This window comes from Cyclobacteriaceae bacterium (assembly GCA_030584025.1).
Classification (GTDB): Bacteria; Bacteroidota; Bacteroidia; order Cytophagales; family Cyclobacteriaceae; genus UBA2336.
In genome coordinates this window covers 3,720,079-3,732,716 of the sequence record CP129487.1, presented here as the reverse complement: position 1 = coordinate 3,732,716, position 12,638 = coordinate 3,720,079, and the positions used below count along the sequence as shown (strand labels likewise).

Here is a 12,638-nt window from a genome sequence, read left to right as displayed (position 1 = left end):
TTATGTCTATTTTTGAGGTTACCGGATACCTATGGGACTGCTGAATTCGATACTGACGTGGGTGATGAAGAAGCGTATTCATCAGATAGAGCTTTTCATGAAGTATCCGCATGAAGTTCAGGATGAAATTTTCAGAAGACTGATTCAAACCGCAAAGGGAACCGAGTTCGGAAAGAAATATGACTTTGGTTCCATTGGTACATACGGCATGTTTCGTGAGCGTGTGCCCGTTCATACCTACGAAAATCTTTTTCCTTACATCGAACGGCAAATGCGGGGTGAGCAAAATGTGTTGTGGCCTTCTGAAATCAAGTGGTTTTCAAAATCATCAGGCACCACAAATGCCCGAAGCAAATTTATCCCTGTATCGCAAGAAGCGCTTGAAGATTGTCACTTCAAAGGAGGAAAAGACCTGATCTCCATTTTTGTAAACAACTATCCCAACACTAAAATTTTTGATGGTAAGGGATTGGCTGTTGGTGGAAGCCACCAGGTAAATGAATTTGATCCAACTGCATCATCATATTACGGAGATGTTTCTGCGGTGATTATGCAGAACCTTCCCATTTGGGCTGAGTTTATTCGCACACCAAAACTTCAAACCGCCCTCATGAGTAATTGGGAGGAGAAGATTGAAAAGCTGGCGCGGGAAACAGCTGAAGAAAACGTGACCAACATTGCTGGTGTGCCAACGTGGACGATTCTGCTCATTCAACGCGTGGTACAACTCACAGGCAAAAAACACATCAAAGAAGTTTGGCCTAACCTGGAAGTTTTTTTTCATGGTGCAGTTTCGTTTAAACCGTATCGTGCCCTGTTTCGGGAATTGATTCCTGATCCTTCGATGATTTACTGGGAGATTTACAATGCAAGTGAAGGTTTCTTTGGCATTCAGGATAAGCGTGATTCAGAAGAAATGTTGCTCATGCTCGACTATGGGATTTTTTACGAATTCATTCCGATGGATGAAATGGAAAAGGAAAATCCGAAGGCGTTACGGTTGAGTGAAGTAGAGTTGGGAAAAAACTACGCCATGGTGATCAGCACCAATGCGGGTTTATGGCGTTATAGCATTGGCGATACCATAAAATTCACTTCACTGTCTCCCTATCGGATAAAAATATCAGGGCGCACCAAGCACTTCATTAATGCGTTTGGCGAGGAGGTAATTGTTGAAAATGCGGAAGCGGCTATAACCAAAGCCTGTGATGCCACCGGTGCCATCATTGAAAATTTTACAGCAGCCCCGGTGTTTTTAGAAGCGAACAAAAAGGGTGGTCATGAGTGGATTATTGAATTCAAGAAACAACCGGGAGATTTAGGTGAGTTTATACACATATTGGATTCAGCTTTGCGCAAAATTAACAGCGACTACGATGCCAAGCGCGCACATGATCTGGCATTGGTGGCACCGAAAATTCACAGCGCAGAGCCCGGCACGTTTTACAACTGGATGAAGAGCCGTGGCAAATTAGGAGGGCAAAATAAAGTACCGCGCCTGGCCAACTCGCGCGAGTATGTAGATGATATTTTGAAGATGATGGCTTCTGTTTAGGCTATCGATTTCTGATTACTCTGGTTGTTCCTTTCTCTTTCGTATTCTTCTCGGATTATACCACAACCAAAATCCTGTAAAGGAAAGCAACGCCAGGCCGCCTCCGGTTAAGGTTGTGTACACAAGTTTGATCTGGCCATTAGAAGTATCAACCATAAAATCCAAAATGGAACCATCGTGTATTTGTTCAATGATATCGGAAGTACGTTGGTTTACGGCCAATACTTTTCCGCTTGTAGCGTCCAACTGAATTTCGGTGTAATGATCTTTAAATACGAACTTCACAATTCCTTTGTCCGGTCTTGCGTCAATGCGATCTAACCGTGGCGATTGACCGGGCAATGAATCGCGTAAAGCCTGAAGCGCAAGGGTATTCAGTGAATCGTAACTCAACCATCCTTTCAGGTCGGCAGAAATTCCTTTTTGTGTTTCGGGAAGAATTAATCCGCCCGAATGTTTTTTCCAGCCCAGCAACAACCCGGTGAGGGAAATGAGGAAAAAGAAAATCAGTAAAAATGAACCGACAATGCGATGAAGTTTTCGATGGGTTCGGGTTGATTTGGCTATTTCTTTTGTGTGTTTCATGTATAAGCTCGTGTGTAGTCGTTAGATTTTTCCCCGCAAAGAGATGATAACATTTCTTCCGGGTGCAGAGATGCCGGACGAATAGGGACGATAACGTTTGTCGAAAATATTTTCAACACCCGCATCAACTGTTAGGAATTTTGTGGCGTTCCAGGAAGTTTTCAGGTTCACGGTCCACCAGGCGGGCGCATACGGATTTCCATTTTCATCCTTTGCATATAAATGTGCATCTCCCTGTTCGGAAAAGGCAAGGTTTCGGAAAGGTATTTCTCCGTTGTAGACCGAGTAAAGATCAATCTTACATTTTGCTTTAGCGAAAATGATATGCGTAGCACCGAAGGTTGGAGCAATGTGCGTGGGCGGTGCATCTAACCCGGTTGATGGATCTTCTTCTTTTCCTTTTTGAAAGTTTATGGATGAAGTTAGTTGCAAGTGATCAGTCAATCGCCAATCAAGCCCAAGCTGAACACCATACACATAAAGTGAACTGATGTTTTGCAGGGCCAGCACACGGCTTAGTGTTCCGTCAAAATCAATACTGTCTTGTCCGTTAAATGTAAATGGAGCCCGGGCAATGGCATCTTTCATGATGGTGTAGTAAAAGCCACCATCAATTTTAACTTTCTTGTTGATGCTGGCAGCCGCTCCGATTTCAACATTGTAAGCCACTTCTGGTTTCAAGGTAGGATTGGGCACCACCACATTGCCAGGTTGTGAATCAAACACTTTTCCGATATCGTCAATATTGGGTGCACGAAAGCCGGTCGAAAAATTCAGAAATACTTTCCAGGTTTCAACGGGACTATACACGCTTCCGATGCTGTAGGTGAGTTGGTTGTTTTTCAGCTCCGCACGATCGAATGGAAAATCAAAGAAAGTTTTATCAAATGTGGCATCAGTAGATATATGCGTAAACCGGCTGCTCAGCGTGAAGAGCATTGCTTTGCTCAATTTGTATTTCATGCTCAGGTATGCGGCCATGGTTCGCCAATCGGAATCATCGGGGTAGCGCGTTGATAAAGGCGAAATGCTTTCTGTGTTTATATTTAGTCGATAGGCCGATGAGTTTACAGTATTGGTTATGAGCTCCGCACCATAAAACAATTGTATTTTATCAGAAAGCACTTTATCCAGATCAAGATTAGCCGACCAGGCGAGCACCTGTTCAAACCGATTGTTTCGGTTAGCACTTCCAAAATTTCGGTTGTGCCGGCTTTCCTCATAGTTCTGATAGCCGATTACCAGGCGCGCGGCATCAAACAATGATGTTGGTTTAACGTAATTCACGTGCAGGCTGTGCATTTGCCATTTCTGCGGACCGTAGTACCATTCTGCGCTGGTGAAATCACCATTCTCATTTTTTAGAATCAACCGGTCGTAACGATCATAACGCGATGTTTTGGAATAGTGAATGGCATAGTGAATATCCCAATTTGAATTGGGACGGAACCTCACCTTTTGCATGGTGTTGAGTTGGTTATAACCGGAAGTAAGCTGCAATGTTGGATCAGCGTTGAGCAGAACAACATCCGTATTATTAACACGCTCCACGTAATCGTTACGCAAATATTCATCCGGTCCGTTTTTACCTTGCTTCAGATCGCCAAAGTCAGCGTAGGTAATGCTCGAAACAAAGCCCCATTTTTTCGTTCCCATATTCACATCAACATGGGCGGTGTTTTCCTGATTGGCAGATGAGTAGCGCATCAGGGTGTTGGCAGCTACGGTAAAGGGTTTGTCAACCGCGAGTTTGGGTTGAAGCGTATGAAAATCCATAACCCCACCAATGGCATCGCTGCCATATACCACAGAGCCGGGACCAAAAATTACTTCTGAGTTTTCGATAACATTCGGATCAAGTGAAATAACATTCTGCACATTGCCGCTGCGGAAGATGGCGTTGTTGAAACGCACACCATCCACTACCAGCAACACACGGTTGGTGGCAAATCCCCGAATCATGGGGCTGCCTCCACCCAGCTGACTCTTTTGAACATACACCTGATTGGAGAGGCTCAGTAAATCAGCCGCTGTTTGTGGATTTTGAAATTGAATTAACGAGGCATCTATTTTCGTTACGCGGTTAGGAATTTCACGAAGATTTTCTTCCCACCGGTTTACGGAAATAACCACCTCTTCCAAAAGTTTGGTTGTGTCTGCCCGTTGCGCATGTGTATAGAAATGCAGCACAAACAGACATACCACAAGTATTATTCTCATGTTAGTATGAAAGCGTTTAAATCAAGTCACAGATCACACATAATTTGGGAGAAAAAACTATGTGCCCTATGTGACTATGTGGTTCAAAATGTTGGGAAAATTTTTTGAGATTCTCTTAGCTTATTTGGGAGGTGGAGAATCGATAGCTGAAATGAAATCGACAAAAGAGGTATTGTAAAAAGTCGGAGATACGGATTTTGTGGGTAGCGCGGTTAAGCTGTACTCAAACTGAACGGGCATGTAATGCAGCACGCTGAACAACGAAAAAGAAGGAGGAGTTTGTGAAGAGTCGTTTTGAAGATTATTAAGCACCGCATCCAAAAAGGAAAACAGGTTGTCTTCATCTTCATCATACACACCGTAAACAAAAAGTTTTGAATCTTTTTCAACAACACGTGCGATATCAAACATGTTGCCGTTAACTTTTATTTCGTGTTCTTCTACGCGGGCTTGTTTGAATTCTTCCGGTGTTAATATAATGAGTTCAAGTTCTTCTTCCGGCAATGTAGCCAGCAGGGCGCGCATCTCACGCTTGATTTGCAGCGCACGAAAAGCAAAATAAATATACGAGCCGGCAAAGTTTGCCAGCAATAGTGTAAGCAGCAATATGGAGATGAAGCGCCTCACAAGGCGAAGGTAGATAAAAGAAAGATGTCCCGCACTTGTTGATGCAGGACATCTTTAATGGATTATCGTATTCCGGGTAGTGATGGAGTTGGTTTACTTTGTTGCCAGTTGAAGTTTGCCTTTTTCGGGTTAGGGTAAACTTCGTCCAGCGTGTTACCGTCATACATTCTTCCGTTTTTAATCACCCTGTTCACCGTATTGGTGTTACGGATATTTTCTAGGGGATTTTTATTGAGGATGATCAGGTCGGCCAGTTTGCCCGCTTCAATGGAACCTAAATCACCATCCAAACCAAGCGCTTTGGCTCCATGAATGGTGGCTACTTTTAATGCATTGTGTTCGGATAATCCACCTGATTGCATCGACCACAATTCCCAATGATAACCCAAGCCTTGTAGCTGTCCGTGTGAACCCACACCGGCATTACCACCGGCCGCCACGTAGTTTTTCAAGAACGCAGCATGATCAGGGAACACGTGCTCTTCAAACATAAACCATCCTGGCCTTCTGCGCGATTTTGAATCCAGTTCTGATTTTGGTGTGAAGTAATTCAGCTTCGGATCGCCATTTACATTTTCCGTAGCGTAGAAAAAGTTCTCTGCCCACGGGCCGCCATACGAAACCAATAGTGTTGGTGTATACGTTGTTCCTGAGTTAGCGAGAAACGTATTGAAGTCGTTGTACAACGGATAAATCGGGAAGGAGTGCTCATGCCCCGGATAGCCATCCTGAATTTGTGTAAGGTTAAGTTTGAAATCCAAACCTCCTTCTGTGGTGGGCATCAGTTGTTGTTCCTTTGCCGCCATGATTATCCATTGCCTGTGCTGACGATTACCAGTCAGGTACATCTTGATGGTTTTGGTGTTGTAGTACTCTGAATATTGCTTCAACACATTTCTGGCATGATCCAAATCTTTGATGTTGTACATCCAAAAGCCAACACCGGGGCCGGTTGAATAAACTCTTGGCCCGGGAATCTGTCCTGCATCCACCATGTCGGCATACGTGAGCACATCGGTGGTTGCGGTTTGTGGGTCTCGCGTAGTGGTTACACCGTAGGCTAAGTTGGCTGCGTACATCCACACTTCATTTTTATGCAAGCCCCATTGTGGCCACATGTGTGCATGGGTGTCAACAAAACCGGGCACAATAGTTTTGCCGGTCATGTCCATTCTCTGAACGGAGCCATCCACCGTTATGCTGCCGGCTGCGCCTACTTGCTTGATGCGATTGTTTTCGATCAGGATGTCGCCACGCTCAATGATCTCATCACCTTTCATGGTAATGATGCGCGCATTGGTAAGTAAAACTTTACCGGAAGGAATATCGCGGGGAACCGTAACCTTTACCCGAATTTCTGCCGGCTTGTAGCCTTCATCTTTCTTGTCGTCACCATTCTTCTTCTCTTCTGTTTTTCCTTCCTCCTTGGCTTTTGCTTCCTCTGCTTTCTTTTTCTTCAGCTCTTCTTCTTTTGTCTTGGCTTCATCCAGATCGTACGTGAAGAAGGCATTACCAATAGACCAGTACACTTTCTTTCCGGTATTGCTCCAACTGGCGAACTGACCACCAATAGTGGTGAGTTTGCGTGCAGGAAACTGTGCATTTTCAGGATTGGAAACAGAAATTTTGGGCGTTTCACCACCGGTTTTCGGAACCGTAACTACATAAATGTCATTGTTAATCTGTGCCATGGCCTGATCGCCTTCGGGCGCCATCATCACTACGCTGGCATTGGAAGGTTGCTGCTGTGGCTCGCGTTCTGTTTCGGCCAGCATGCAGTGGTTTACATAATCGTCATGATCGTGATCGTGTGTAGTACCATAAACGGTTATACCGGTAACTTTTACATGCTCTTTCTCATCGGTTCCATCCCAGCGAATGGAAATCAATCCCTTTCCACCATGATATAGGTAAATTCGATCATCATTTTTTACAAAGTGCGGAACACCCCGGCCTTTGGATTTGTCGATGACCGTTACAGCACCACCTTCTGTTGAAATCCACGCCAGACTTTCTTTTGCTTTAAATGCAAACGGACCATCGGCATCTTTGAAAAGCTGAGCAGGTCCTTGCAAGAAAATAATTCGATTGCTTTTGTACGACAAGGCCGGATCTGAATACACACCGCTTGATGAAGTAAGTTTTACCGGCTTTGCTCCTTTCGCTTTGAAATTTATTTTATACAAACTACCACCCACATTTTCTTCCCAGCTTACCCACGCCAACTGACTTCCATCGGGACTCCAGGCTGGCATAGCTTCGGTGAAGTTAAAATTGGTAACACGCTTGGGTGTACCATTGGGCAAATCCATAAGATACAATCTGTTTAATGCAGTGAAGGCAAGTTGCTTGCCATCAGGTGATACTTTTCCATCACGGATTTGAGTGACGATCATTTCCTTCTCATCACTGATCGGGTATTTGAAATCGAGTTTTGGTCCGAGCTCTAACTGAACATCAACTTCAAACGGAATTTGAACAGCGTTTCCTCCGGCAACCGGAATGCGCCAGATTTTACCACCGTAAGAAGCAACCACTTCTTTGCTGTCGGGTGTGAATGACATGGCAGGAAGTACACCCATAGGTGCGATAGACTCTTGCTCATCACGCTGAACCGGATAAGCAAGCCAACGTTCTTCACCCGATTTTAAATCGCGAAGCAAGAGGCCGGTATGTTCATTGTGCCGCGAGCCATACACCAACCACTTTCCATCGGGTGATGGGGTTGGAGTAAAGGCCGAACCATAGCGATTCGTCTGCGTTTCCGTTTCTCCGGTTTCACGATCATAAGTGCCTAGCTGATATTGCGGTAACTGTGCATTGTAATTCCACGCACCGATTCGTTGTGCAAACCAGATGTAACGGCTATCCGGGCCAAAGGCCGGTTCAACAACTTTCAGGTTATCGGGCTTACTGATGAGTTGTGCGCCACCACCCCCATCCTTGTGATACAAAAACAGTTTCAGGTTTCTTCTGCCTTTGGAAACCACCACATAGTTTCCGTCTGGCGTCCACTCCGCTGATTGATAGGTGTCGGTGTTGCCTTTCGTGATCTGCAGGGAATCTTTTTTATCCAGCGAATAGCGCCACACATTTTCTCCCCCACTTCTATCGGAAATGAAGAGCAGGTGTTTTCCATCTGGGCTAAATTTCGGGTGCGAGTCGAACGCCAATCCGCTGGTGAAGCGTTCAGCTTTACCTCCGCCAAACGGCAGCAAGTAAATGTCTCCTAAAAAATCGAAGGCAATGGTTTTGCCATCCGGACTAACATCAAGCGACATCCAGGTTCCTTCCGTAGATTTAATGTGAACCGTACGGTCAGATTCCAACGGAAGATCTTTCTTCTTCTTCTTCGTTTCCTTTTTTGTGCTGTCGGCTTTGACTTCTTTTTTATCATCCTGTCCGCTAACGAGTAAGGCGAACAGCATGAATAATGTCATGTAGAATGATTTCATAAAATGAGCGTTAATGAATACAAAGAATACCGATAAATGTATTTAAAGTTATCGGAATTATACAGGAGGGTGTAATCGTACTTAAGAGAACAAATTGTTGATCTCCAGGTCGATGCGGTTCACGATAAAGGAAAAGTCCTCTATCCGTTCTACAAAGTCGAGGTCGTTTACATTTACAATTAACAGCCTGCCGTGCTTGTAATTGCTGATCCAGTTTTCATAGTGCTCGTTCAGGTTTTTCAGGTAGTCCAGCCGCATGGCGTATTCGTATTCACGCCCCCGTTTTTGAATTTGCCGAACCAGTTTCGGGATATCGGATCGGAGGTAAATCAGTAAATCGGGTGCCTGTACAAAGTCGATCATGGAGTTGAAAATGTCCAGGTAGCTTTGGTAATCGCGGTCGCTGATATGGCCGCTTTTATGCAGGTTGGCGGCAAAAATGTAGGCATCTTCGTAAATGGTGCGGTCCTGAACGGTAGTGTTTTCATTGGCCCGGATTTCATTAACCTGGCGGAACCGGCTGTTCAGGAAATAGATTTGCAGGTGGAAAGCCCAGCGGGTCATGTCGTTATAGAAATCCTTCAGGTAGGGGTTTTTATCCACAGATTCATAGAGAGGCGTCCAACCGTAATGCTTGGATAACTTTTCGGCCAGTGTGGTTTTACCGGAGCCAATGTTTCCGGATATGGCAATGTGCTTGAGCGTTTTCATGTAGGGGGGCAAATATAATTCAATGTTCGATTTGCCAGAATTTATTCTTCCACAACAATAGCAAGTTTGGTCATGCTGTTATTTGTCGCTAACCGCGTAATGCCTTTTAACATGAAATTGGAAGACGGTATAACAGGACTCCATTGTTTTTTCTTGGATACCCAATAGAAAAGTTTTTCACCATCACTCATCAAAATCTTACCATCCGCTGTCCATGCTATATCTTCACGATTCGGCAAGGTTGAAGTAATCGTTTCAATTGATCCGGTTTTATGGCTGTATTTTTTGATTAACCACGCTGCTCCTTGTTTATCGATAAAACTAATGTCATTTGTTCCCGGAATGCGGTGTAGTGATCTTCCAATGTTAGTAGCCAGTTCCTGATCTTTCTTTTCAGATATAGAATATAAGCGGAGTGTGTTGGGGCGACCCAATACAAAGAGCACAAGTGCATCATCATTAATCCATGCGTGATAACCCACAGTAAGGTTGTCCACAATAATAACAGGTTCTCCTCCCTCAATCGGGTACTTGCCCAAATCCTGCGCTCCATTGTCGCGTTGAATGATGCAGGAGATAAATTTTCCATCTGACGTTACCGTTGGCGAATATTCCCGTTCAGGTGTATTCGTAAACTTTTTGGTTTCACTGGTTTCATAGTTATAAACCATAATATCGGTTCGGCCTGTTTCATCAGCAGATGAAAAATAAACGAGCGGTTTTTCTGGATGAAAATGCGGCTGGTTATCATAACCGCTTCGGTTGGTGATATTTTTAGGATTTACCAGTTCAACGCTTTTCTTTTTAACGACTAAATCAAACAAATAGATTTCCGTACCAGGAGGTTGTTGAGCAACTGCGGTTACCGAAATTGCCAATGCGAGGAGGATAAAATTTTTTTTCATAAGAAATCGAATAATTAAAACTAACTTTTCTGAATGAAAGCCACAGTAACCTTAACTCTTTTTCTTTTTGCAATCAGTCTTTTTGCGCAAAGCAAATACTATCTGCAAGCCGATCGTGTATTTGACGGACAAGAAATGCGCGAAGGCTGGGCCGTTTTGATAGACGGAAATAAAATTGTTGCAGCCGGACCAACCACAGAACTAAAAGCACCAAAAGATGCCACCATTTTACGGTTTTCAAACAGCACCTTGCTGCCCGGCCTGATTGAAGGGCATTCACACCTGTTTCTTTATCCGTACAACATAACCGATTGGGATACACAGGTATTGAAAGAATCAGATAACTACCGCATGGCACGGGCAACAGTTCACGCCAAAAACACCTTGATGGCCGGCTTCACTACCGTTCGCGATTTGGGAACAGAAGGTGCGGGTTATGCAGATGTGGCCTTGAAGTGTGCGATCAATGAAGGCATTATTCCGGGGCCACGCATGATGGTGGCCGGTCGGGCAATTGTTTCAACAGGCTCCTATGGTCCGAAAGGCTATGATGAAGATTCAAAAATTATGCTGGGAGCCGAGCCGGCAGATGGCAATGAATTGATTCGCGTGGTTCGAGACCAGATTGGCAAGGGCGCTGATTTTATAAAGGTTTATGCCGATTACCGATGGGGAACGAAAGGAGAAGATCAGCCTTCGTTTACGTTGGATGAACTGAAGCTTGTGAATGAAGTAACCCGAAGCAGCGGTCGTTACCTGGTGTGCCATGCGAAGTCAAAAGAAGCCATGAAGCGCGCCATCCTTGCGGGAGCTGAAACCATTGAGCATGGCGATTACCTGGATGAGGAAATTGCCCAATTGATGAAGCAATACAACGTAACTTATTACGCCACGCTTGGTGCCGTAGATGCCATTCAGCAATACCGTGGATGGAAAAAGGGAAAAGACCCCGAGCCCGCTTTGGTACAACAGAAAAAGCGAAGTTTTAAGATTGCACTTGATCAAGGCGTAACCATTGGCATGGGTGGCGATGTGGGCGTATACCATCACGGGGAAAATGTGTATGAAATGGAGTTGATGATTGAGTACGGAATGAAGCCAATTGATGTGCTGAAAGCGGCCACTACGGTTAATGCTAAAGCACTTCACATGGAAAATGAAATCGGTGCAATTAAATCAGGACTGTTGGCCGATATCGTTATTATTCAGGGTGATCCTGCAAAATCCATTTCTGATTTGCGCAAAGTTGTCTTCGTGATGAAAGACGGAAAAGTTTATCGCCACGAGAAGTGAAAAAATTATTTCGCATACTGACCTTTACCTTTACACGAGAAGACTGCCTTACTTTTAGTCGTAAAGAATTTTTTTTAGGTCTGATTACAACGTGGCTCGTAGGCATCGGTCGTTATTGGGATCATCCGAATGCTGAATTAGGTCAATACCTTGGCCTTGGATCAGTGATTTACATTTTCTTGCTATCGTTTTTTATCTGGGTAATTGTTTACCCATTACGCAAACAACATTGGCACTACTTTCAGATCGTTACATTTGTTTCGCTCGTGTCCTTACCTGCAATTTTATATGCTATACCGGTAGAACGGTTTATGAGCCTGGAAGCGGCACGAAAAGCAAATGTGTGGTTTCTGCAAATCGTAGCGCTGTGGCGTGTTGCATTGTTGATCGTGTTTCTTAAGCGATACGCGCAACTAAGCATTGCTGAAACAATTGTTGCTACCCTGTTGCCATTAACCATAATTGTTGCTGGCCTTACCTTGTTAAACCTTGAGCATGCGGTGTTTGATATTATGGCAGGCATTCGGGAGAATAGCGGAACACCATATGATCGCGCTTACTTTTTTCTATTTGCATTAACAACGGCATCTATAAGCCTATTGCCGTTTCTGTTGGCAGCGTATAGTTTTTTGGTTTTCAGAGCCTACCGTATTCGTAGGCAAATAAAAAAGACCTGACGGTGAATCAGGTCTTTTAAAACTTGAGTGAATTATTTTAATTAGTTTTCTTCGCCCTCTTCCTTTTCCAGTCTGCTCAACTCTTCATCAATAATCTCTTCAATCACCGCACGCTGGCGTTCATCAATCGTCTGGTCTACCTTGGCTTGCTTTTTCATAAACCGAAGCATGGCATTTTTCTTGATTTCGTAAGCCATGAAAACCGTATACTCGTTTGTTTTCTCATTGTAAAATTTCTTTTCACCCATCTTACGCAAATCGGCAATGTTGGTGTTCATGATCTGGCGCACCAGACTTTGAAACTTATCCGCTACATCGGCTGCATTTGCATTTTCAGTTTGTCCAAGATATTGATCGGCCACTTGTTTCATGGTGGTGTTTACCTGTCCGGCTAACTGTGCCTTGGCGTCCAGGTCGGCTTTGCTGCGGGCAATGTTATCTTGTGAGCTGCTGCCTTTACCAGTGCCACGCCAAAAGCGATTATTGGATTCGTAGGCATTGCCCATAAAGGGCTCGTTTACTTTTTTTCCTAACACGCCTGATGAGCAGGCGCCCAATACGATCAAGAAGGCCAGTAAGGGTATTTTTCTAAGGTGTATCATATGCGTTT

The 12,638-nt window shown here is 44.4% G+C and carries 10 protein-coding genes; 3 read left to right on the top strand and 7 right to left on the bottom strand.

Features of this window, described 5'->3' with window-relative positions; translation table 11 throughout:
• Positions 1–31 precede the first annotated feature (31 nt).
• Positions 32–1,555, top strand: coding sequence for a GH3 auxin-responsive promoter family protein (locus tag QY309_16900; protein ID WKZ59527.1), 1,524 nt, complete (start codon positions 32–34; stop codon positions 1,553–1,555).
• Between the two features lie 15 nt (positions 1,556–1,570).
• Here QY309_16900 and QY309_16895 read toward each other — a convergent pair whose 3' ends face one another.
• The 6 genes from QY309_16895 to QY309_16870 all read right to left on the bottom strand — a co-directional run bounded on the left by QY309_16895 (position 1,571) and on the right by QY309_16870 (position 10,058).
• Positions 1,571–2,140 (bottom strand): PepSY-associated TM helix domain-containing protein, encoded by a 570-nt coding sequence (locus QY309_16895; GenBank protein ID WKZ59526.1) that lies wholly within the window; start codon positions 2,138–2,140, stop codon positions 1,571–1,573.
• Between the two features lie 21 nt (positions 2,141–2,161).
• Positions 2,162–4,360: a TonB-dependent receptor gene (locus QY309_16890; GenBank protein ID WKZ59525.1), complete on the bottom strand. Its 2,199-nt coding sequence runs from the start codon at positions 4,358–4,360 to the stop codon at positions 2,162–2,164.
• 120 nt (positions 4,361–4,480) lie between these two features.
• Positions 4,481–4,987, bottom strand: a complete 507-nt coding sequence (locus tag QY309_16885) for a hypothetical protein (protein WKZ59524.1) — start codon at positions 4,985–4,987, stop codon at positions 4,481–4,483.
• 62 nt (positions 4,988–5,049) lie between these two features.
• On the bottom strand, positions 5,050–8,442 hold the full coding sequence (locus tag QY309_16880) for an amidohydrolase family protein (protein WKZ59523.1): 3,393 nt from the start codon (positions 8,440–8,442) through the stop codon (positions 5,050–5,052).
• Between the two features lie 81 nt (positions 8,443–8,523).
• Positions 8,524–9,153, bottom strand: coding sequence for a deoxynucleoside kinase (locus QY309_16875; GenBank protein WKZ59522.1), 630 nt, complete (start codon positions 9,151–9,153; stop codon positions 8,524–8,526).
• Positions 9,154–9,194: 41 nt separating this feature from the next.
• Positions 9,195–10,058, bottom strand: a complete 864-nt coding sequence (locus QY309_16870; GenBank protein ID WKZ59521.1) for a hypothetical protein — start codon at positions 10,056–10,058, stop codon at positions 9,195–9,197.
• 33 nt (positions 10,059–10,091) lie between these two features.
• Here QY309_16870 and QY309_16865 point away from each other — a divergent pair, with 33 nt between their 5' ends.
• The gene (locus QY309_16865; GenBank protein ID WKZ59520.1) at positions 10,092–11,351 is read left to right on the top strand and encodes an amidohydrolase family protein; all 1,260 of its coding nucleotides are present in this window, start codon (positions 10,092–10,094) and stop codon (positions 11,349–11,351) included.
• Complete coding sequence (locus QY309_16860; protein WKZ59519.1) at positions 11,348–12,028, top strand: hypothetical protein; 681 nt, start codon at positions 11,348–11,350, stop codon at positions 12,026–12,028. The genes QY309_16865 and QY309_16860 overlap by 4 nt, the downstream gene beginning before the upstream one ends.
• Positions 12,029–12,069: 41 nt before the next feature.
• Here the strand turns inward: QY309_16860 and QY309_16855 are convergent, their stop codons facing one another.
• Positions 12,070–12,630, bottom strand: coding sequence for a hypothetical protein (locus QY309_16855; GenBank protein ID WKZ59518.1), 561 nt, complete (start codon positions 12,628–12,630; stop codon positions 12,070–12,072).
• Between the last annotated feature and the right edge of the window lie 8 nt (positions 12,631–12,638).